Origin of the sequence: Streptomyces sp. WMMC1477, assembly GCF_027460245.1 — a bacterium.
Classification (GTDB): domain Bacteria; phylum Actinomycetota; class Actinomycetes; order Streptomycetales; family Streptomycetaceae; genus Streptomyces.
Window position 1 is genome coordinate 53,869 of record NZ_JAPZBD010000003.1, and the last position, 22,004, is coordinate 75,872.

Genomic DNA, 22,004 nt, shown 5'->3' on the forward strand with positions numbered 1-22,004 from the left:
GGAGACGGCGAGGAGTCGGGGCGGGAGCCCGGCTCCGCCGGGGCGGAACCGGGCAGGAGAACGAACGCGGGGACGGGGACGGGAACGGGCAGGGCGGACACGGCGGCGACGGGCACGGGCCGGGTGCCGTGGGCCGCGGGGACGGCCGGGCGCCTGGTGCGGCTCTACGTCGGCCTCGTGTTCTACGGCGCCAGCGCGGCCTGCATGGTGCGGGCGGAGCTGGGCCTCCACCCGTGGGACGTGTTCCACCAGGGGGTGTCCGAGCGCACGGGCCTGACGATGGGCACCGTGTCGGTGCTGACGGGCGCGCTGGTGCTGCTGGCCTGGGTGCCGCTGCGGGAACGGCCAGGGCTCGGGACGGTCTCCAACGTCATCCTGATCGGCGTCTCGCTGGACGCGACGCTGTGGCTCGTGCCGGATCTGGAGTCCCTGGCGGTGCGGTGGCCGATGCTGGCCGTGGGCATCGTGGGCAACGGCGTGGCGACGGGTCTGTACATCTCGGCGCGCTTCGGCCCCGGCCCGCGGGACGGTCTGATGACCGGGCTGAACCGCCGCACGGGCCTGTCCGTACGGGTGGTGCGCACGGGTATCGAGCTGGTGGTGCTGGGCAGCGGCTTCCTGCTCGGCGGTTCGGCGGGCCTGGGCACCGCCCTGTACGCGCTGACGATCGGCCCGCTGGCCCAGCGGTTCCTGCGGGTCTTCGCCCTTCCGGGGCCGGAGCGGAGCGGGGACGCGGCGCACGGGCGGCCGGGGGGTCGGGCGATACTGCGTCGGTGACGACAGCGGCGCACCCCTATTTCGACCATCCCCGCCCCTTCGCCTTCGCCCACCGGGGCGGGACGGCCGGCGGCCTGGAGAACACCGAGCACGCCTTCCGCCGTGCGGTGGACCTCGGCTACCGCTACCTGGAGACCGACGTGCACGCCACGTCCGACGGACGGCTGGTCGCCTTCCACGACGACACCCTCGACCGCGTGACGGACGCCCGCGGCCGGATCGCCGAGCTGCCCTGGGCTGAGGTGTCCCGGGCCCGGGTGGCCGGACGGGAGCCGGTGCCGCTGTTCGAGGACCTGCTGCGCGCGTTCCCCGCCGCCCGGTGGAACGTCGACGTCAAGGCGGAGGGGGCGCTGCGTCCCCTGCTGCGCGTCCTGGACGAGCAGGACGCGTGGGACCGGGTGTGCGTCGGCTCGTTCAGCGAGGGCCGGGTGGCGCGGGCTCGGAGGCTGGCCGGGGCACGGCTGGCGACGTCCCTGGGCACCGGTGGTGTCCTCGCGCTGCGGCTGCGCTCGTGGCGGCTGCCCGCCCGGCTGCGGGGCGGGGCGCTGGCGGCGCAGGTCCCGGTACGCCAGGCGGGCGTCCCCGTCGTGGACCGCGCGTTCGTCCGGTGCGCGCACCGGATCGGGCTCCAGGTGCACGTGTGGACGGTGAACGAGGCCGAGCGGATGCGGGCGCTCCTCGACCTGGGCGTGGATGGCATCATGACCGATCACGTGGAGCTGTTGCGCGAGGTGCTGGAGGAGCGCGGGGCCTGGCCGTCGTAGGCGCCCCGTCGGGTGCGGACGAGCCGCACGCAAGGAGCGAGGGGGCGCAGTGGACGCCAAGGTCGTGATCGAACCCGCCGACGGGCGGGACGACGGGGCGCGGCGCCGCGAGCAGCGCGGCTGGTACTGGTACGACTGGGCCAACTCGGTCTTCCAGACCAGCGTGCTGACCGTTTTCCTCGGGCCGTACCTGACGGAGGTGGCGGAGGCCGCGGCGGATGTCGACGGCTACGTGTACCCGCTGGGCATTCCGGTCCGCGACGGCTCCTACTTCGCCTACGTCATCTCGGCCTCGGTGCTGCTGTCGGTGTTGGTGATGCCGGTGGTGGGCGCGATAGCGGACCGCACCGGGCGCAAGAAGCCGCTGCTGGCGGTGTGCGCGTACATCGGCGCGGCGGCGACCACGGCCCTGTTCTTCCTGGACGGGGACCGCTATCTGCTCGGCGGCCTGCTGCTGATCCTGGCCAACGTGGCCTACGCGGCCTCCGTCGTCGTCTACCACGCGTATCTCCCGCAGATCGCACGCCCGGAGGAGCGGGACGCGGTCTCCTCCCGGGGCTGGGCCTTCGGGTACGGAGCCGGTTCGCTGGTGCTGGTGGCGAACCTGGCCCTGTTCCTCGGGCACGAGTCGTTCGGAATCGACAAGGGCACGGCGGTACGGATCTGCCTGGCCTCGGCGGGGCTGTGGTGGGCGGTGTTCACGCTCGTGCCGCTGCGGCGGCTGCGGGACCGCCCGGGGACGCTGTCCGGGGCGCGGCTGTCGATCGGCGGGGGCTTCAGGCAGCTGGGGCACACCCTGCGGGAGCTGCGCAGCTATCCGCTGACGCTGATGTTCCTGCTCGCCTATCTGCTCTACAACGACGGGGTGCAGACCGTCATCACCCAGGCGTCCGTCTTCGGCTCGAAGGAGCTGGGGATGGAGGAGGAGACACTGATCGGGGCGATCCTGCTGGTCCAGGTGCTGGCGATCTTCGGTGCGCTCGGGCTGGGCCGGCTGGCGGAGCGGTACGGGGCGAAGCGCACGATCCTGGGGTCCCTGGTCGCCTGGACGGGGACGGTGGCGGCGGGGTACTTCCTGCCCGCCGGGGAGCCCTTGTGGTTCTTCGCCCTGGCCGGGGCGATCGGCATGGTGCTCGGCGGCACGCAGGCGCTGTCGCGGTCGCTGTTCGCACAGCTCATCCCGCGGGGCAAGGAGGCGGAGTACTTCTCCCTGTACGAGGTGAGCGACCGCGGAACGAGCTGGCTGGGCCCGCTGGTGTTCGGCCTGACCTACCAGCTCACCGGCAGCTACCGGGACGCGATCATCTCGCTCGTGGTGTTCTTCGTGCTCGGCTTCCTGCTGTTGCTGCGGGTGCCGGTGCACCGGGCCGCCGCGGCGGTGGGCAACACCACGCCCGGCCGGGATTAGTGCCCTCGCGACGTGGGCGGTAGTGTACGCCTTCGGCTCGCCGGAGGGAGCGTTACTGCGCGTCCACCAGGCACGGACGCCGGGTGACATCTCGCCGCAGATGTGACAAAGCGGGCACCGGCGGGTACAACAAGGGGCGGCACGACGGGCGACGCATGTCCCGATACGGGAATCTTCACCGCCGACCGGACGTTGACCGGATGACGACGACAGCGACACCTGTCCTGTGGGCGACAAGCCCGGGAGGCACGATTCATGAGTGAGCGAGCTCTTCGCGGCACGCGACTCGTGGTGACCAGCTACGAGACGGACCGCGGCATCGACCTGGCCCCGCGCCAGGCCGTGGAGTACGCATGCGAGCACGGACATCGATTCGAGATGCCGTTCTCCGTGGAGGCGGAGATCCCGCCGGAGTGGGAGTGCAAGGTATGCGGCTCCCAGGCCCTGCTGGTGGACGGCGAGGGCCCGGAAGAGAAGAAGACGAAGCCGGCGAGGACGCACTGGGACATGCTCATGGAGCGGCGCACCCGTGAGGAGCTTGAGGAGGTGCTGGCCGAGCGGCTGGCCGTCCTGCGCTCCGGCGCCATGAACATCGCCGTGCATCCTCGCGACAGCCGCAAGTCGGCCTAGCCGGCTGACGGCCACGCGAGCCGTACAGCGACGGGCGCGGGAGCCTGGAGCGTCATCACCGATGGCGCTCGGGGCCCTCGCGCCCTTCTTGCTGTGCACGGGACGCCGTCGAACGCCCGCCCGGGCCCGGGCGACGGACCGGACGCGCCGTGCGGTCGGGCCGGGCTGCGTTTCAGCGCGACGGGGTGTCGGGCCCGCCGCCCTCGGTGCGGCGGCCGGGGCCGTCACCGGGGTCCTCGGGGTCGACGACCTCGCCCTGGATCACGGGGCCGTCGGGACGCCGGATGCGCGCCTGCTCACCGGCCCGCCGCGCCTCGTGCAGAGCCTCGCCCAGCGTGCCGGGTGCCGCCCGGCCCGCCTGCCGGGTCAGCCAGCGCTCGGTGCCCCGGCGCAGCAGGCGCGCGGTGGGCGGGAACAGGCACAGCAGCCCGAGGGCGTCGGACAGCAGCCCCGGCACCATGAGCAGCAGCCCGCCGAGCATGGCCAGGGCGTTGCCGCCTCGGCGGCCCGTCTCCGCCGACGGCGCGGCGCCGGGTTGCTGCAGCGTCTCGGCCAGGGCGCTCCACGCCCTGCGTCCCGCTCGCTTGATGGCCAGGGCGCCGAGGAGGAAGCCGGCCACGAGCAGCAGGAACACCGTCCAGCCGCCGGCGGCGTCGCCCACCAGGATCAGCAGCCACAGCTCCAGGACCGTCCACACGGCCGCGGTGAGGGGCAGCAGGACGCCGCGCCGCGAGCGGCGCCGGGGGCGGTCCGAGGGGCTCCGCCCGCCGGGGCCGCGGCGCGGCCGCTCGTAGGGGCTGGGTTCACGCGTGCTCATGGTCTCCAGTGTGCCGGTGCCGGGTGAGCCGGTGCAGCCGCGAGCGCGCGCCCCACGCGGTGACGCGCCACAGCGCCTCGACGACGATGTCCCGGCTCATCTTGCTGTCGCCCAGTTCCCGTTCCACGAAGGTGATGGGCACCTCGACGACGTGGTAGCCGGCCCGCACGGCGCGGTGGGCCAGGTCGACCTGGAAGCAGTAGCCCTGGGAGGCGACCGAGTCGATGCCCAGGCCCCTGAGCGTGTCGGCGCGGAACGCCCGGAAGCCGCCGGTGACGTCGCGGATGGGGATGCCGAGGACCATACGGGAGTAGGTGCTGCCGCCCCGGGAGAGGAACTTGCGGCTCGTCGGCCAGTTCACCACGCGCCCGCCGGGCACCCAGCGGGAGCCGAGCACCAGGTCGGCGTGGCGTAGGGCGGTCAGCAGCCGGGGCAGTTCCTCGGGCTGGTGGGAGCCGTCGGCGTCCATTTCCACCAGCACGTCGAAACCGTGCTCCATGCCCCAGCGGAAGCCCGCGAGGTAGGCGGCGCCCAGACCCTCCTTGCCGCGCCGGTGCAGCACCTGGACGTGGTCGTCCCCGGCGGCGAGCTCGTCGGCGACCTTGCCGGTGCCGTCGGGGCTGTTGTCGTCCGCGACGAGCACGTGGGCGTCGGGGACGGCCGCCCGGGTACGGCTCACGATGGAGCGGATGTTGTCGACCTCGTCGTAGGTCGGGATGATCACGAGGGCGGTGCCGACCGGCTCGAAGCGCCGCGTCTCTTCCTGGTCGCTTTCCCGGTCACTCACGGCGTTGCTCCTTCTCCTCCGCGCGGGTCCGCCGGCCCCGGCGGACGGCGCCCGCCCAGGCGAAGAGGCCCACGATAGCGAGAGTCCACTCCGGCGCCGAGCCTACGCGGTCCGCGAGAGTGAGGTCGTCGCGCAGCGGAAGCCGGGCGGTGAGCACGTCCTGGGTGAACTCCTCGGTGCGCTGCTCGACGGTGCCGTCCGGGGCGACGATCGCGCTGATGCCGCTCGGAGCGGCGGTGACGATGGCCCGCCCGTGCTCGATCGCGCGCAGCTTCGACATGGCGAGCTGCTGTTCGGGCTGGCCGGTGTTGCCGTAGGTGGCGTTGTTGGTCTGGATCACCAGGGCCCGGGCTCCTGCGCGCACGGTGTCGCGCACGATCTCGTCGTAGGCCACCTCGAAACAGATGACGTCGCCGAGGCGGGCCGGGCCCGTCTGGAGCACGCCGGGCTCGTCCCCGGGCCAGAAGTCGCGGGGCACGCGGTCGAGCCGCGAGATGACGGTGCTGAGCTGCTCGCGGAAGGGCACGTACTCGCCGAACGGCACGGGGTGCTGCTTGGTGTAGGAGTCGCCGGGGCCGGTCTGCGGGTCCCAGACGATGCCCTGGTTCTCGACGTAGCCCTCGCGGGTCGGGTGGTCGACCAGGGCCCCGACGAGGATGGGGACGCCGACGGCCTTGGCGGCCCGGTCGATGGCGGCGTAGGCCTGCGGGTGGCGGTGCGGATCGAGGTCGGAGGCGTTCTCCGGCCAGATGACGAGGTCGGGCTGCTCCACCCGGCCGGCGGCCACGTCCTCGGCCAGCTCGACCGTGGGCTCGACGTGGTTCTCCAGAATCATCATGGGGCGGCCGAGGAAGTCCATGCCCGGCTGCTGCACGTTGCCCTGGACGACGGCGATGTCGACGTGGTCGTCCGCGTCCGTCGCGACGGGCACGGCGTACCCGGCCAGCGTGATGGCCACGGCGAGCCCCGCGGCGGCGGCCGCGGGCCGCCGGCCGGGCCGGGACTCCCCCACCGGCGTGCCGGCCCCCCGCCCGGGCCCGGCGTCCTGGGCGGCGCTCCGGCCGTCGTCCCGGGTGCCGTCGGGACCGGTGTCCCGGGCGGCGTCACGGGCGGCCCCGCGGCGGCGGGCCAGGGCCAGCGCGGTGGCGGCGAGCAGGGTGCCGGTCAGGGCGACGGCGAAGGTGACCAGGGGGGCGCCGCCGAGCGCAGCGAGCGGGGTGAACGGTGAGCCGGTGTTGGCGAAGGCGAGGCGGCCCCAGGGGAAGCCGCCGAGCGGCACCCGGTCCCGGGCCCACTCCTCGGCGACCCACAGGCAGGCGCCCCACAGCGGCCACCACCGCAGCCGTGAGGTGACGGCGAGCCCGCTGCCCAGCAGCGCCAGGAAGAGGGCCTGGAGGAGGGACAGGCCGACAACGGCGTCCCAGCCGATGACGCGCAGCCACTGGAGGAGGCCGACGAAGAAGGCCAGGCCGAAGAGGAGGCCAATCAGGGCGCCCTGCCGGGCGGTGCGGCCCCGGGTCAGGAGGCTGAGGGCCGCGACGGCGGCCAGGGAGAGCGGCCAGGCGTCCACGGGCGGGAACGCGGCGGCCAGCGCGAGGCCGGACAGCACGGCGAAGGCGGGGCGGCGGAGCCGCCGCGCCCACGGCGGCCGTCCGCGCACGCCGGCGGGCGGCAGCGCGGTGCCGGAGGCGGCGGCGCCCGCGGAGGAGGCCGCGCCGTCGGAGCCGTCGCCGCCCGGCATCCGGTCGCCGTCCTGGGAGCCGGAGGCGGTGCGTGCGGTCCCGGCGCCGGAGGCTGCGCGGGCGGCCAGCTGGGGAGCCGCTTCGGCGGAGGTGTCGGAGCCCGGTGCCACGATGGCGGCCTTCCTGCAGGTGGGCGGTCTGGTGTGACCGTACAACGGCGGTGGCGGCGGCGGAGCCCCTGGGGTGTGAACTGATCCACGGAACGTGGCGCGCGCTGCAGGCCGACGCGGCCCCGTGCGGCGCACGGGCTTCAGCGGGCCGGGCCCGGCGCCCTTCGGGCCGGCCCCGGACCCGCTGGCTGCGGATCGGCCGAGAGCCGTTGTCTACTGAGCGTCCGGGCCCCACCCGGGTCACACCTGCCGGTCAGACGAAACCTTCCGCCCCCGTGTCGCGGGCGCTGAACCTGGTTCCCAGTGGTGGTGTGCCGGTGCGACGCACCACCCCATGGCCCAGCGGCTCCAGGCAACTAGGTGGGGGAACCCCCGACCGGACGTCCTGTGGTGGACTCCGCCGAACCTACCCGCCTTCGACGGCCGCTTGTCAACAGTCGTTTGACCTGTGTCTCTCCCCCACCGGACGCCGAAGGACCGGGGTGACGCCGGGGATTGGGGGGAGGGCGGGGCCGTGCGCCGCCCGGCTCCGGCGGCACGGCCACGCCCGCGGATCACTCGTTCGGCCGCGCGTGGACCGTGCGTCCCGCCACCACCGTCCGCAGGCACAGGGGAAGTTGACGGCCCGGTGTCAGTTCGGGCAGGCCGGGGGTGCCCGAGCGGGGATCGGTGGACCAGTTGGCCACCCGGGTGTCGGGGGCCTGGACGAGCAGTTCGCCGGCCTGCCAGACGGCGTAGTCGGCCGGGGCTCCGGGCACCAGCACGCCCGCGTCGTCGCGGCCGAGGGCCCGCCAGCCGCCGCGGGTGTGCGCGGTGAACGCGCCGCGGACGGTGATGCGGTGGCCCTCGGTGCGGTGGAACGCGGCGGCCTGGACGGCCGCCCAGGGCCCCAGGGGGGTCACCGGGCTGTCGGAGCCGAAGGCCAGGGGGACACCGGCGCGCAGCAGCGCGGCGAAGGGGTTGAGCGTGTGGGCCCGCTCAGCGCCCAGCCGCTGGGCGTACATACCCTTCGGCCCGCCCCAGGCGGCGTCGAACCCCGGCTGGACGGAGGCGATGAGGCCCAGCTCGACGAAGGCCGCGATGTGCTCGGGGGTGAGCATCTCGGCGTGTTCGACACGGTGGCGCAGGGCCCTGATCCGGGCGGTGCCCAGACGCCGGGCGGCTGCTCGGACCCCCTCGACGACGGCGGTGACGGCGGCGTCGCCGATGGCGTGGAACCCGGCCTGGAGGCCCGCCTCGGTGCAGGCGGACACATGGGCGGCGACGGCGTCGGCGTCCAGGTAGGACCGGCCGGTGTGGGGCGCGTCGGCGTAAGGGGCGTGCAGGTGCGCGGTGTGGGAGCCGAGGGCGCCGTCGGCGAACAGGTCGCCGGCCGCGCCATGGGCGCCCAGCTCCCGGATCCGCTCGGCGTCCTTCGGCCCGGTGACGCGCTCGGCCCAGTAGCCGAAGACGCGCGGTCCCGGTTCGTCGGCGGCGAGGGCGAGCAGGCCGGTGAAGTCGTCCGTGCCGGAGATCTCCGGGCCCGCGCACTCGTGGAGGGAGCCGATGCCCAGCTCCGCGGCGCGGCGCAGGGTGCTGCGCTGGGCCTCGCCGCGCTGGCCGGGGGTGAGCGCGGCGAGGGCGGCGGCGCGCACGGCGTGGTGGGCCTCGGCGGTCAGGGGGCCGTCGGCGGTGAAGCCGGGGAGGTCCCGCAGGCCGGGGACGGCGTCGAGCAGTGCCGTGGTGACGAGCGCGGAGTGGACGTCTACGCGGCTGAGGTAGAGCGGGCGTCCGCCGGTGGCCGCGTCGAGCTCGGCGCGGGAGGGGGGACGCCGCTCGGGCCAGGCGGTGGCGTCCCAGCCGTGGCCGAGGAGGATGCGGTCGCCGGGGCGGGCGGCGGCGTGAGCGCGGACGCGGTCCAGGGCGTCGGCCAGGCCGGCGCTGGAGCCCAGGTCGAGTCCGGTGAGCGCGAGCCCGGTGGCCGTGGCGTGGACGTGTGCGTCGGTGAACGCGGGGGTGACGAGGGCTCCGGCGAGCTGGACGACCTCATCGACGCCGTCGGCGAAGGAGTCCGCGGCGCCCTCGGAGCCGATCCAGGCCACCCGGTCCCCCTCGGTGACCATCGCGGTCGCGAAGGGGTCGGCGGGGCTGTACACCTCCCCGCCGCGCAGGAGGACGGTGCGGGGCTTCTCGCCTGGGATCGTGCGCTCGCTCATGGCTCCCAGTGTCCCGCTCGCGTCGGGGCGCCGGTGCGGGGGCCCGCCGCGGGGGCGGCAGGGCCTTGTGTCACAGCCGCGGGGGGCGGGCCTCGTAGGGGGTGGAGAGGACGACCGTGGTGCGGGTGGAGACACCGGCGAGGCTGCGGATGCGGGCGAGCAGGTGTTCCAGCTCGATCGGGGTGGCGACGCGCACCTTGAGGATGTAGTTCTCATCTCCGGCGACGCTGTGGCAGGCCTCGATCTCCGGCACGTCCGCGAGCCGGTCGGCGATGTCGTCGGGCGCGCTCGGGTCGAAGGGGGCGACCGAGATGAAGGCCGTCATGGACAGGCCGACGGCCTCGGCGTCCACGATGGCCGCGTAGCCCCGGATCACCCCCCGCTGCTCCAGTCGGCGCACACGCTGGTGCACGGCCGAGGTGGACAGGCCCGTGGCCCTGCCCAGGTCGGTGTAGCTCATCCGCCCGTCCTTGACGAGCAACTGCACGATGTGCCGGTCCAGCTCCTCCACAGCAGATCAACTTACTGTGCCGGGCGCCTCCCGGCACAGTGAGGGCGCCCAAGAGGCGCGCATCACAACCCAGATGTGATGAAGCCCACAGCCGCGCTCCTTCGCTCCCGGGAGTGGCGGCGCATATTCGCGGGTTGGGACGGGAAATGCTTGCTGTGGCCGGGACCAGTTAGTGCTGAGACGTCCGGCCGGCCCATTCCAAGGGGGATAAGAGATGCGCAACACGCAGTCCCTTCGCTCCGACGTCCCGGCCATGCGGGACGCGGAGAGCGCCGAGGACACCGTGGAGTCCGACGAACATCTCGACGCGTGGGAGATCTACCGCGTGCGGTGCCCGCGGTGCGCGCAGCCCATCGCGCTGCTGGCCGGTGAGGAGGAGCTGCCCGAGCACGCCCTGTGCGCCTCGCCGTGGAATCCGTTCGGCCTGACGGTGTGCGAGGGCTCGGGGCTGCCCGCCGCCTCGGCCGGTGCCGTGGGCGACGGCGAGCCGCAGGAGCGGGACGCCGCGGCGCTGCTGACGCTTCCGGCGGGCCTGGACTGGCGGACCCAGCCCTTCTCGCACGCGGGCGCCCCGAACTCCCGGCCGCTGCGCCCGGCGTCCGTCCGGCGCGGCTAGCGGACGCGCGGCGTCAGGCGTCTTCGGCCTCGTCCACAGGCTGTCACCGGCTTTCGGGGCCGAGGAGTTGACGGGCGATCACCATGCGCTGGATCTGGTTGGTGCCCTCGACGATCTGGAGCATCTTCGCCTCCCGCAGATTGCGCTCGACGGGGAAGTCGGCGGTGTAGCCGTAGCCACCGAGCACCTGGACGGCGTCCGTGGTCACCTGCATGGCCGTGTCGGTGCAGCTCAGTTTGGCCATGGCCGCCTGCCGGGTGAAGGACGCGCCCTCGTCGCGGCGGCGCGCCGCGGCCAGGTACAGGCCGCGGCCGGCCTCGATCCGTGTGGCCATGTCGGCGACGAGGAAGCGCAGCCCCTGGAAGTCGGCGATGGGACGGCCGAACTGCCGTCGCTCCCGGGCGTAGCCGAGGGCCGTGTCCAGGGCGGCCTGGGCCAGACCGACGGCGCAGGCCGCGATGCCCAGCCGGCCGGAGTCGAGGGCGTCCAGCGCGATGGCGAAGCCCTGGCCCTGCGCGCCGAGGCGCCGGGCATCGGGTACCCGGACGCCGTCCAGGTGGACCTGGGCGGTGGGTGAGCCCTTCATGCCCATCTTGCGTTCGGGCGCGGCGGCGCCGAGCCCGGGTGCGTCGCCGGGGACGAGGAACGCGGTGATACCGCGCGGGCCTGCGGCTCCGGTCCGGGCGAACACGGTGTAGAAGTCGGCGATGCCGCCGTGGGTGATCCAGGCCTTCGTGCCGTCGAGCACCCAAGCGTCCCCGACGCGGACGGCACGGGTGCGCAGGGCGGCGGCGTCGGAGCCGGAAGAGGGCTCGGAGAGGCAGTAGGCCCCCAGGAGCCCACCGCCGAGCATGTCGGGCAGGTGGGTGCCGCGCTGCTCGTCGGTGCCGTACGAGGCGAGCGCGTGGCAGGACAGACCGTGCACGCTGACGCCCAGGCCGACGGTGAGCCGGGCGGCGGCCAGTTCCTCGAGGACCTGGAGGTAGACCTCGTAGGGCTGGTCGCCTCCGCCGTACGCGCCGGGGTAGGGCAGCCCGAGCAGGCCGGAGCGCGAGAGGAGGGCGAAGGTCGCCCGCGGGAAGCGGCCGGCGGCCTCCTCCTCCGCGGCGACCGGTGCGATCTCCCGCTGGGCCAGATCCCGCACCAGGGTGAGCAGGTCCCGGGCTTCCTCGGTGGGCAGGCGGCGCTCCACGGGTCTGGGGCCGTAGTCGGGCATCGCGGCGCTCTCCTCGCTGTCGGGCGCTGCGGCGACGGCGGACGGGGCCGGGCGTCGCCGGAGGGTGGGGGCGGGTCTGGTCCCGCCGATGCTGCCCGCCGCGGCCGCGCGGAGCGCTGACCGGTGGAGGTGGCGGCCGGGACTCCGCCCGATCGGCGGCGGGCAGGGGCGTTAGGGACACCGGATCCGCGGGAACCGTCAGCAGCGCCCGGCGACGCCGCGGTCCGCGGCCGCCGGGCCGACGTCCGGACGCCGCGCCCCGCTGGAGAGACCGATGCAGGCTGTGACCGTCACACCGCGGCGGCGGGACTCGCTGCGGGTGGAGACCCTGCCGGACCCGTCCCCGGGCCCGGACGACCTTCTGGTCGAGGGCCTGGCGGTCGGGGTGTGCGGCACCGACCGGGAGATCGCGTCCGGGTCCTACGGGTGGGCGCCGCCGGACCGGGAGCGGCTGGTCGTCGGGCACGAGTCGCTGGGGCGGGTGGTGCGGGCACCGTCGGGCAGCGGCTTCGCCGAGGGCGATCTGGTGGCCGGGATCGTGCGTCGTCCCGACCCCGTGCCGTGCGGGGCGTGTGCCCGCGGCCAGTACGACATGTGCCGCAACGGCCGCTACACCGAACGGGGCATCAAGGAGCGCGACGGTTACGCCGCGACGCTGTGGACGGTGGAGACCGGCTACGCCGTGCGGGTGGATGCGTCCCTTGAGCGCGTGGGGGCGCTGATGGAGCCCACCACGATCGTCGCGAAGGCGTGGGAGCAGATCGAGCGGACCGGGGGGCGGGCGTGGTTCGAGCCGCGCTCGGTCCTCGTCACGGGTGCCGGGCCCATCGGGCTGCTGGCAGCCCTGCTCGGCCGGCAGCGCGGCCTGGAGGTGCACGTGCTGGACCGGGTGGAGCGCGGGCCCAAACCGGAGCTGGTGCGGCTGCTGGGCGGGGAGTTCCACACCGGGGACGCGGAGGAGGTGCTGCGCCGGGTGCGCCCGGAGGTGGTGATCGAGGCGACGGGCTCGCCCGGAGTCGCGTTCGCGGCCATGCTGGGCCTGAGGGCGTACGGCGTGCTGTGCCTGACGGGCGTGTCCCCCTCGGGGCGCACCCTGCGGGTGGACGCCGGCGCCATCAACCGGGAGCTGGTGCTGGAGAACTCCGTGGTGGTGGGGTCGGTGAACGCGAACCGTGGCCACTTCACCGCGGCGGCGCGCGCCCTGGCCGCCGCGGACGCGTCCTGGCTGGACCGGATGGTGACCCGCCGGGTGCCGCTCAGCGGGTTCGCGGAGGCCTTCGAGGCCGACGGCGGGGGCGTGAAGACGGTGCTGGAGCTGCGGAGTTAGCCCGGTGGTGGGCCTGGGCACGGTCACCGCTCCCCGTGGTGCCTGAGCCGCCGGGCCGCGGCCGTGGCTCCGGCGGCCGTCACCGCGGTGGTCGCGGCGAGGGCGGAGCGGGTCGCGGCGCGCGACGGCGGCCGGGGGCGGTCGGCGTGCGGGGCCGGGTCGGCGCGCAGTCCGGCGGCGAGGACCTCCGCGAGGTGGAGCGGGGTGCGGCCGGTGTCGGACTGCTCGATCTGGGTGCGGCAGCTGAAGCCGTCGGCCAGGACGAGTGTCCCGGCGTCGAGCGCGCGCAGCGCCGGGAAGAGCGCGTACTCCGCGCAGTCCTGGGAGAGCTCGTAGTGCCCGCGCTCGAAGCCGAAGTTCCCGGCCAGCCCGCAGCACCCGGCGTCCAGGACGTCCGCCGTGAGCCCGGTGCGCCGCATGAGCCGTTCGTCCGCGTCGAAGCCGGTGATGGCGTACTGGTGGCAGTGGCGCTGCACGACGGCCTCGGCGAGGACGGTGGGGGGCTGCCAGTCGGGGGCCCGCCGGCCGAGGAGTTCGGCGAAGGTCGTGGTGCGTTCCCGCAGCCTCCGGACGTCCGCGTCCTCGGGCAGGAGGTCGGGGGCGTCAGAGCGGAAGACGGCGGTGCAACTGGGTTCGAGCCCGACGACGGGGATGCCGCCGCGGAGGTCGTCGCGCAGTGTCGCGACGGTGTGGCGCAGGACACGCCGGGCGATGCCGAGTTGCCCGGTGGTCATCCAGGTGAGCCCGCAGCACACGGGCCGGGTGGGGACCTTGACGTGGAATCCGGCCGCTTCCAGCACCTCCACGGCGGCCCGGCCGACGGCGGGCTGGAAGGTGTTGGTGAAGGTGTCGGGCCACAGGAGGACCGGGCCGCGGGAGCCGCCGCCCCGGGGGCCGCCGCGGGCGCGCCACCAGTCGGTGAAGCGCTGGGCGGCGAAGAGGGGCAGGGTCCGCTCGGGGGCCACTCCGGCGGCGGACTTGGCGAGGCGGCCGAGGCCGGGGGCCTGGGTCAGGGTGTTGGTGAGGCGTGGGACGCGCCCGGCCGCCCGGGCGAGAAGGGGCAGCCAGCCGAGCGAGTAGTGGGCGGCCGGGCGGAGCCGTCCGGCGTAGTGGTGGTGGAGGAATTCCGCCTTGTAGGTCGCCATGTCGACGTTGACGGGGCAGTCGGTCTTGCAGCCCTTGCAGGCCAGGCACAGGTCGAGGGCGTCGCGCACCTCGGTGGAACGCCAGCCGTCGTCGACGGGGCCCTGCCCGGACACCATCTCGAACAGCAGCCGGGCGCGGCCGCGGGTGGAGTGTTCCTCCTCGCGGGTGACCCGGTAGCTCGGGCACATCACGCCGTCCTCCAGGGAGCGGCACCTGCCGATGCCGACGCAGCGCTGCGTGGCCCGGGCGAAGGAGCCGGAGTCCTCGGGGTAGGCGAAGGCCGTGTCCGGCTCCCGGGGGCGGAAGCCGGGGCCGAGCCGCAGGTCCCGGTCCAGCCGGCGGGCGGCGACGACCTTGCCGGGGTTCATGCGGTCGCGTGGGTCGAAGACGGCCTTGAGCCGGGCGAACGCCTCCATCAGCTCGGGCCCGAACATCCGCTCCAGCAGTTCGCCGCGGGCCTGTCCGTCGCCGTGCTCCCCGGACAGGGACCCGCCGTAGGAGGACACCAGGTCGGCGGCGCTCTCCACGAAGCGGCGCATCGTCGCGACGCCGTCGGCGGTGGTGACGTCGAAGGGCATGCGGCAGTGCACGCAGCCCTGGCCGAAGTGGCCGTAGAGGGACGGTCGCAGGTAGCCGAACGCGTCGATCAGGCCGAGCAGGTCGCGCAGGTACGCGCCGAGCCGGTGGGGTGGGACGGCCGAGTCCTCCCAGCCGGGGTAGGACTCGGGCAGGCCCGGGGGGTGGGCGGTGGCGCCGAGTCCGGCCTCCCGGACGGCCCACAGCCTCGCCGCGAGGCCGGGGTCGTCGTAGCGGGCGGTCGCGGTGGTCCCGGGGGCGGACCGGATCAGCTCGCGAGCCCGGGCGTCGGCCTCCTCCCTGCTGTCGGCGGCGAACTCGACCAGTAGGAAGGCGCGTCCGTCGGGCAGCGCGTCGATGCCCTCGCGGTTGGCGCCCTGGGCCCGTTCGAAGGCGACGAGCCGGTGGTCGACGCCCTCCAGGGCGTGCGGACGGTGCTCGAGGACGGCGGGGACGTGGTCCGCGGCGGCGGTGACGTCCGGGTAGCCGAGGACGACCAGGGCCGAGGCGGCGGGGACGGGAACGAGGTCGAGCTCCGCGCGCAGCACGGTGGCCAGGGTGGACTCGGAGCCGACGAGCAGGGCGGCGACGTCGAAGCCGCGCTCGGGCAGCAGCGCGTCCAGGTTGTAGCCGGAGACGCGGCGGGGGATGTCGGGGAATCCGGTGCGGAGCTGTTCCAGGTAGCGGTCGCGCAGGGCGAGAAGGGAGCGGAACAGCTCTCCCTCGGCGCCGGGTGCGGCGCACCGGCGGGCGAGCTCGTCGGCGTCCGTCCGGCCCACCCACAGCCGGGTGCCGCCGTAGGTGAGGACCTCCAGGCGGCGGATGTTGTCGGCGACCTTGCCGTAGGCCTGGGCGGTGGAGCCGCAGGAGTTGTTGCCGATCATGCCGCCGAGCGTGCAGTTCGGGTGGGTCGCCGGGCGGGGCCCGTACTGGAGGCCGTGCGGCGCGAGCCGCCGGTTGAGTTCGTCCAGGACGATGCCCGGCTGGACGACGCAGGTGCGGGCCTCGGTGTCCACGGACTCCAGTCGGTGGCCGTACTTGCTCCAGTCCAGGACGACGCCCTCGTTGCAGCACTGGCCCGCCAGGCTCGTGCCGCCGCCGCGGGAGAGGACGGGCGCGTCGTGCCGGCGGCACACCGCGACGGCGGCCTCGGCGGCCTCCGGGGAGCGGGGCAGGACGACGCCGAGCGGGAGCTGACGGTAGTTCGAGGCGTCCGTGGCGTAGACCGCCCGGCTGCCGTCGTCGAAGCGGACCTCCCCGTGGACCGCCCGGCGGAGCTCGCGTTCGAGGGCCCGGAGGGCGGGGCGGGAGCGGTCCACGCCGGTCACCGGGTCCGGAAGCTCGTCGGCTGCCATGGCGGGCTCCTTCCGTGTCGAGGCGGGTGAGGGCGGGTCAGGCGGCGTCCGCGAGCCGCACCGCGTTCTCCAGGAGCAGGGCGTGGACGAAGGCCTGGGGCAGGTTGCCGCGCAGCTGCCGCTGGGCGACGTCGTACTCCTCGGCGTACAGCCCCGGAGAACCGCACGCGGAGCGGGTGCGTTCGAACCACCGCCCGGCGGCGGCCGTGCGCCCCTCGGCGAGGCAGGCGGCGGTCATGAAGTGGCCGCACAGGAGGAAGGCCCCCTCGTGCCGGCCGAGCGGGTCGTCGCCGTGGCGGAAGCGGTAGACGTAGCCCTGGTCGGAGAGTTCGCGTTCGACGGCCTCCCGGGTGGCGGGCAGGCCGGGGTCGGCCGCCAGGCGGGGGTCGAGGGCGAGGGGGCGCAGGAGGGCGCCGTCCGGGCCCGGGTCCGTCGGGGAGCGCTGCCATCGGCCGGTGGGGTGGCGGCAGGTGCGCTCGGTCTCCCGCCCGATGGCTTCGGCGAGGCTGGTCCAGCGGTCGGCCGCGGGGCCGGGCAGGGCCTTCGCGGCCGCGCGCAGCCCGGTGACGGCGGCGAGCCGCGAGTGCGTCCACCGGTCGGGCTCGATCTCCCACAGGCCCGCGTCGGGGCGCCGCCAGTTCTCCTCCACGGCGCGGGCGGCGATGCCCGCGGCGCGGACGGTGTCGGCGTCGGCTCGTCCGGCGCGGGCCGCGGCGGCCAGCAGGGTCAGGGCCTCACCGAAGACGTCGAGCTGGAACTGGTGGCCGGCCCGGTTGCCGACGCGGTCGCTGCCACCGGGGTACCCGGGCAGTCCGAGCGGGCGCTCCGGGGGGACGGCTCCGCCGTCCACCCGGTAGGCGGGGCGCAGCGCGGGGCCGTCCTCGGTGAGGCGCGCGGTGACGAAGCGGACGGCGGTGTCCGTGAGGCGGTGCGGGCCGTGGGTGGCGACGGCGGTGCCCGCGAAGCACTGGTCACGGAGCCATGCGTAGCGGTAGTCGTAGTCGCGTCCCGCGGCCGCCCGTTCGGGCAGCGAGGTGGTGGCGGCCGCCACCATGCCGCCGGAGCGGCTGGTCAGCCCGGTGAGCACGGCGTAGGCCTGGCGTACGTCGCCAGCGGCCGGCAGGGCGTGGCAGCCGGGGACGGCCTCGGCCCACGCCGCCTCGGTGCGCCGCCACAGGTACTCGGGGTCGAGCGGCCCCTCCCGGGGCCGTTCGGCCAGTTCCAGGACGAGGTCGTGGGTGCCGCCGTCGGGGACGGAGAGCAGCGCGGTGAGGGTGCCGTCCTCGGGGTCCGGGGCGGCGTGGGCGAGGCCGTCAAGCCGCAGGTGGAGGGGGCCGCTGCGGGCGTGCCAGACACCGTCCGCGCGGTGGAGACCGGTGGTGCGGTGGGTGCCGAACCCGGCGCGCACGCGCAGGCGGACCCGGGTGACCGCCGGGCCCCGCACGGCACGGACCCGGCGGAGCAGCACCGCACGGGTGGTGTCGGCGGGCAGGGCGAGCGCGTCGCGGCACTCGGTGATCCCCTCGCTGAGCGTCCACCGGCTCACCCGGATGAGGGTGCCGTCCTCGTAGCGGCCGTCCCCCACGTGCCAGGGGTCGTCGGGGCAGACGGTGAAGTCCCCGGCGCCGCCGACGAGGGCGGAGAAGACGGCGTCGTCGTGCCAGCGGGGGGCGCACATCCACGCCACGGCGCCGTGCGGGTCGACGAGGGCTCCGCGTTCGCCGTCGGCGAGGAGGGCGTACTCCCGCAGCGCCCAGGGCACCGGGGACGGCGGTCCGGGACGGCCGGTGCTCTCCGGCGGCGCACGGCCCGGCCCGGCGCTGTCACCCATGGCCGCGGCCCGGGAGCTTCCCGGCGAACTCGGTGAGCTTCTGCCGCACGCCCCGGACGGCGATGCCGGTGTTCCCGGGGTCGTGGACCATGGCCCTGGCGGCCTTCTTGCCCTGGTCGAGCATGATGTGCGGGGGGATCGGCGCGATCTCGGCGTCCACCGTGAACTCCAGGACGACGGGGACGGGGCTGCGCAGCGCCGCGTCCCAGGCCGCGCCGACCCGCTTGGGCTCCACGCAGCGGATGCCCCCGAGCCCGAGCAGTTCGGCGTAGGCGGCGTACGGCACGTCGGGGATGTCCTGCGAGCCGGGGTACTTGGGGTCGCCGCCCATCGCCCGCTGCTCCCAGGTGACCTGGTTGAGGTCCTGGTTGTTGAGCACGCAGAAGACGAGCGGCGGGCCGCCGCGCAGCCGGTCGAGGTAGCGCTTGACGGTGATCATCTCGTTCATGCCGTTCATCTGGAACGCGCCGTCGCCGATGAAGGCGACCACGGGGCGGTCCGGGTAGGCGAACCGGGCGGCGATGGCGTAGGGCACGGCGGGCCCCATGGTGGCGAGGGTGCCGGAGAGGGACGCCCGCATGCCCTCGCGGAGCTGGAGGTGGCGGGCCCACCAGTTGGTGCCGGAGCCCGAGTCGGCGGTGACGATGGCGCCGTCGGGCAGCCGGGAGGACAGCTCGCTGGCCACCGCCTGCGGGTTGATGGTGCCGCCGAAGTGCTGCTCCGCCCGGCGTTCGCAGACGCGGTGCCACTCCCGGACGTCCTTCTCGATCCGCTCGCGCCAGCCGCGGTCCTCCTTGCGCCGCAGCAGCGGGACGAGGGCGCGCAGGGTCTCCCTGGCGTCACCGACGAGGTGGGCGTCCATCGGGTAGCGCATGCCGATCATGCGGCCGTCGATGTCGATCTCGACGCCGCGGGCCTGGCCCTCGTCGGGCAGCCACTCGGCGTAGGGGAAGCTGGTGCCGACCATGAGCAGCGTGTCGCAGTGGCGCATCATCTCGTCGCTGGCCTTGGAGCCGAGCAGCCCGATCGGGCCGGTGACGTAGGGCAGCGCGTCGGGGAGGACCTCGCGGCCGAGCAGCGCCTTCGCGACTCCGGCTCCGAGCAGTTCGGCGACCTCCTTGACCTCGGCCTCGGCCTCGGCCGCTCCCTGCCCGATGAGCATGGCGACCTTCTCCCCCTCGTTGAGCACGCCCGCGGCCCGGCGCAGCTCCTGCTCGTCGGGGAGCATGCGCGGGCGGCTCCAGCCGACACTCGAGTAGACCGAGCCGTGGGTCTTGGGCGGGGACGGCTCGGCCCGCTCCTCCTGGACGTCCTCCGGAACGATGACGGTGGCCACGCCGCTGCGGGTGAGCGCCGTCTTGTAGGCGCGGTCGATGACGTGCCGCGCCTGGGCCGGATGCGTGACCATCTGGCAGAACTCGGAGACGTCGGCGAAGAGGTTCTCCAGCGCGATCTCCTGCTGGTAGTGCGAGCCCAGGCAGAGCCGCTTCTGCTGGCCCACGACGGCGACCACGGGCTGGTGGTCGAGTTTGGCGTCGTAGAGCCCGTTGAGCAGGTGGATCGCGCCCGGCCCCGACGTGGCCACGCAGCAGCCGGCCTCCCCGGTGAACTTGGCGTGGCCGCAGGCCATGAAGGCGGCCATCTCCTCGTGCCGCGCCTGGATGAACTCGGGGTCGCCCTTCGCGCGGTCGAAGGCTCCCAGGAGGCCGTTGATGCCGTCTCCGGGGTATCCGTAGACGCGGTGGGTGCCCCAGGCCTTCAGGCGTTGCAGTACGTAGTCGGCGACCAGGTTCACGGCGGTACTCCCCTTCTCGGGCCCTTCTCGGCCTGTCTCGCCGGCCCGTCCCGGCCCGCCCGCGGCTTCGGGCGGATGGCGCTTCGGGTTACCGGTACGGCCACCGGTAAACGGGTGCGGGCGAGGTCCCGGCCCGCGCCGTGCCCAGGCCGCGCCGCTGCGTACACGGTTGCGGACGCCCTCTCGCCCGGTGTGTCGAAGCGGGTCCCGCGGCCTCGGGTGGACGAAGGTTTGAAGCAGCGCCGGGCCGGTGAGCCCCGCACCGCCCGGCCGGTCGCGACCCGGTGGGCGCTGCGAGGAGTGTGGTGATGGCCCAGCAGAATCGAGCGGCTCCCGTGGGCCCGGGGCCCGGGAGCCCCGAGGCCGACGGCGGGGACGATCGGCCGCGGCGGATCGGCCCCCTGGTGGTCGGATGGCTGCGGACCACGGATCACAAGGTCATCGGCAACCTGTACATGGTGACCGCGTTCGGCTTCTTCCTGGCGGGCGGGCTCCTCGCCCTGCTCATGCGCACGGAGCTGGCGGCGCCCGGGCTCCATATCGCCACCCCCGACCAGTACAACCAGTGGGTCACGATCCACGGCACGATCATGATGCTGCTGTTCGCGACACCGATGTTCGCCGGTTTCGCCAACGCCGTGATGCCGCTTCAGATCGGCGCGCCCGACGTGGCCTTCCCCCGGCTCAACGCCTTCACGTACTGGGTGTTCCTCTTCGGGGGGCTCACCGTCGTCTCCGGCTTCCTCACCCCGGGCGGGGCGGCCTCGTTCGGCTGGTTCGCCTACGCCCCGCTGAACGGCGCGGCCTTCTCCCCCGGCGTCGGCGCGGACCTGTGGACGATGGGCCTGGTGGTGGCGGGGACGAGCACGATCCTCGGGTCGGTCAACTTCATCACGACGATCATCTGCCTGCGGGCGCCGGGCATGACCATGTTCCGGATGCCGCTGTTCACCTGGAACGTGCTCTTCACCTCGATCCTGGCACTGCTGGCGTTCCCGGTCCTCACGGCGGCTCTGCTCGCGCTCGCCTCGGACCGCACGTTCGGCTCCCACATCTTCGATCCGGCGAACGGCGGGGCGATCCTGTGGCAGCACCTGTTCTGGTTCTTCGGCCACCCCGAGGTCTACATCGTGGCCCTGCCGTTCTTCGGCATCATCACCGAGATCATCCCCGTGTTCAGCCGCAAGCCCGTCTTCGGCTATCTCGGCCTCGTCGGGGCGACCATCACGATCACCATGCTCTCGGCCGTGGTGTGGGCCCATCACATGTTCGCCACGGGCGCGGTGCTGCTGCCCTTCTTCTCGCTGATGTCGTTCCTCATCGCCGTTCCGACGGGGGTGAAGTTCTTCAACTGGATCGGCACGATGTGGCGCGGCTCGCTCAGCTTCGAGACGCCGATGCTCTGGGCCGTGGGCTTTCTCATCACCTTCCTCCTCGGCGGGCTGACGGGGGTGCTGGTGGCCTCGCCGCCCCTGGACTTCCACCTGACGGACAGCTACTTCGTCGTCGCCCATCTGCACTACGTGCTCTTCGGCACCGTGGTGTTCGCGATGTTCGGGGGCTTCTACTTCTGGTGGCCGAAGTTCACCGGGCGCATGCTCGACGAACGGATCGGCAGGGTGCACTTCTGGCTCACGCTGGTCGGTTTCCAGGTCACCTTCCTGGTCCAGCACTGGCTGGGCGAGGGCGGGATGCCGCGGCGGTACGCGGACTACCTGGAGGCCGACGGGTTCACGGCGCTCAACGCCGTCTCGACGACGGGCGCGTTCCTGCTGGGCGTCTCCACGCTGGTGTTCCTCTACAACGTGTGGCACACCAGCCGGTACGGGACCCGGGTGCGGGAGAACGACCCGTGGGGTTTCGGCAGATCGCTCGAGTGGGCGACGTCCTGTCCCCCGCCGCGGCACAACTTCGTCTCGCTGCCCCGCATCCGCTCCAACGACCCGGCCTTCGCCCTGCACCATCCCCAGATCACCCTGTACGAGCAGGAGCGCGCCCGTGAGCTGGGGCGCGCGTGAAGGCCGAGGCGCTGTACTTCACCGGGGTAACGGGGTTCTTCGCGGCGGTGTCCGTCCCCTACCTGGCCTACGGGGACGATCCCGCCGGCGGGGCGGTCCTGGTCGTCTGCGCTCTGATGGCGGCTCTCGTCGCGCTCTTCCTGTGGGTCCAGTACCTGCGGCTGGGGCGCCGCCCGGAGGACCGCGGCGACGGTGAGATCGCCGAGCGGGCCGGCCCGCTGGACTTCTTCCCCGCGCACAGCACGGCGCCGGTCGTCACCGCCGTAGGTCTGGCACTGCTGGGGCTGGGGGTCGTGTTCGGGCTGTGGCTGTTCCTGATCGGCCTCGCGGTGCTCGCCGGCGGGGTGTTCGGCTTCGTCTTCCAGTACGCCCGGGGCGGCTGA

The 22,004-nt window shown here is 74.3% G+C and carries 17 protein-coding genes; 8 read left to right on the forward strand and 9 right to left on the reverse strand.

From position 1 onward, the window contains the following. Positions 1-123: 123 nt before the first annotated feature. From yczE to O7609_RS00700, 4 genes are all read left to right on the forward strand, one after another. Complete coding sequence (yczE, locus tag O7609_RS00685; RefSeq protein ID WP_269736953.1) at positions 124-777, forward strand: membrane protein YczE; 654 nt, start codon at positions 124-126, stop codon at positions 775-777. After that, positions 774-1,541, forward strand: coding sequence for a glycerophosphodiester phosphodiesterase (locus O7609_RS00690; protein WP_269732966.1), 768 nt, complete (start codon positions 774-776; stop codon positions 1,539-1,541). Before yczE ends, O7609_RS00690 begins: the two co-directional genes overlap by 4 nt. Before the next feature lie 49 nt (positions 1,542-1,590). Beyond that, positions 1,591-2,949, forward strand: a complete 1,359-nt coding sequence (locus O7609_RS00695) for an MFS transporter (RefSeq protein ID WP_269732967.1) — start codon at positions 1,591-1,593, stop codon at positions 2,947-2,949. 255 nt (positions 2,950-3,204) lie between these two features. Further along, positions 3,205-3,579, forward strand: coding sequence for an RNA polymerase-binding protein RbpA (locus O7609_RS00700; RefSeq protein WP_219092685.1), 375 nt, complete (start codon positions 3,205-3,207; stop codon positions 3,577-3,579). 172 nt (positions 3,580-3,751) lie between these two features. Here the strand turns inward: O7609_RS00700 and fxsA are convergent, their stop codons facing one another. The 5 genes from fxsA to O7609_RS00725 all read right to left on the reverse strand — a co-directional run bounded on the left by fxsA (position 3,752) and on the right by O7609_RS00725 (position 9,741). Then, positions 3,752-4,396: an FxsA family membrane protein gene (gene fxsA, locus O7609_RS00705; protein ID WP_269732968.1), complete on the reverse strand. Its 645-nt coding sequence runs from the start codon at positions 4,394-4,396 to the stop codon at positions 3,752-3,754. Next, a complete protein-coding gene (locus O7609_RS00710; RefSeq protein ID WP_269732969.1) occupies positions 4,383-5,183 on the reverse strand; it encodes a polyprenol monophosphomannose synthase in 801 nt (266 codons plus the stop codon). The genes fxsA and O7609_RS00710 overlap by 14 nt, the downstream gene beginning before the upstream one ends. Next, a complete protein-coding gene (gene lnt, locus O7609_RS00715) occupies positions 5,176-6,924 on the reverse strand; it encodes an apolipoprotein N-acyltransferase (protein ID WP_269736954.1) in 1,749 nt (582 codons plus the stop codon). Before lnt ends, O7609_RS00710 begins: the two co-directional genes overlap by 8 nt. Positions 6,925-7,589: 665 nt before the next feature. Continuing rightward, the gene (locus O7609_RS00720; protein ID WP_269742912.1) at positions 7,590-9,230 is read right to left on the reverse strand and encodes an amidohydrolase; all 1,641 of its coding nucleotides are present in this window, start codon (positions 9,228-9,230) and stop codon (positions 7,590-7,592) included. Positions 9,231-9,300: 70 nt separating this feature from the next. After that, positions 9,301-9,741 (reverse strand): Lrp/AsnC family transcriptional regulator, encoded by a 441-nt coding sequence (locus tag O7609_RS00725; RefSeq protein WP_269732971.1) that lies wholly within the window; start codon positions 9,739-9,741, stop codon positions 9,301-9,303. A 253-nt stretch (positions 9,742-9,994) separates the two neighbouring features. On the opposite strand from O7609_RS00725, the gene O7609_RS00730 reads away from it, so the two are divergent. Further along, entirely contained in the window at positions 9,995-10,357 is a 363-nt protein-coding gene (locus tag O7609_RS00730) for a hypothetical protein (RefSeq protein ID WP_269744293.1), read from the forward strand. A 43-nt stretch (positions 10,358-10,400) separates the two neighbouring features. On the opposite strand, the gene O7609_RS00735 is transcribed toward O7609_RS00730, so the two are convergent. Continuing rightward, positions 10,401-11,573 carry an acyl-CoA dehydrogenase family protein gene (locus O7609_RS00735; protein ID WP_269742913.1) on the reverse strand — a complete coding sequence of 391 codons (1,173 nt, stop codon included), beginning with the start codon at positions 11,571-11,573 and terminating at the stop codon, positions 10,401-10,403. A 274-nt stretch (positions 11,574-11,847) separates the two neighbouring features. On the opposite strand from O7609_RS00735, the gene O7609_RS00740 reads away from it, so the two are divergent. Next, positions 11,848-12,900: a glucose 1-dehydrogenase gene (locus O7609_RS00740; RefSeq protein WP_269742914.1), complete on the forward strand. Its 1,053-nt coding sequence runs from the start codon at positions 11,848-11,850 to the stop codon at positions 12,898-12,900. A 23-nt stretch (positions 12,901-12,923) separates the two neighbouring features. Here the strand turns inward: O7609_RS00740 and O7609_RS00745 are convergent, their stop codons facing one another. From O7609_RS00745 to O7609_RS00755, 3 genes are read right to left on the reverse strand one after another with little or no spacing between them, the layout of a single operon-like run. After that, entirely contained in the window at positions 12,924-15,977 is a 3,054-nt protein-coding gene (locus tag O7609_RS00745; RefSeq protein ID WP_269742915.1) for an FAD-binding and (Fe-S)-binding domain-containing protein, read from the reverse strand. A gap of 37 nt (positions 15,978-16,014) precedes the next feature. After that, positions 16,015-17,808, reverse strand: coding sequence for a glycoside hydrolase family 15 protein (locus O7609_RS00750; protein WP_269732974.1), 1,794 nt, complete (start codon positions 17,806-17,808; stop codon positions 16,015-16,017). Further along, positions 17,801-19,603, reverse strand: coding sequence for a thiamine pyrophosphate-requiring protein (locus O7609_RS00755; RefSeq protein WP_269742916.1), 1,803 nt, complete (start codon positions 19,601-19,603; stop codon positions 17,801-17,803). The genes O7609_RS00750 and O7609_RS00755 overlap by 8 nt, the downstream gene beginning before the upstream one ends. 308 nt (positions 19,604-19,911) lie before the next feature. On the opposite strand from O7609_RS00755, the gene ctaD reads away from it, so the two are divergent. Then, the gene (ctaD, locus tag O7609_RS00760; protein ID WP_269732976.1) at positions 19,912-21,621 is read left to right on the forward strand and encodes an aa3-type cytochrome oxidase subunit I; all 1,710 of its coding nucleotides are present in this window, start codon (positions 19,912-19,914) and stop codon (positions 21,619-21,621) included. Next, positions 21,618-22,004, forward strand: a complete 387-nt coding sequence (gene ctaF / locus O7609_RS00765; protein WP_269732977.1) for an aa3-type cytochrome oxidase subunit IV — start codon at positions 21,618-21,620, stop codon at positions 22,002-22,004. The genes ctaD and ctaF overlap by 4 nt, the downstream gene beginning before the upstream one ends.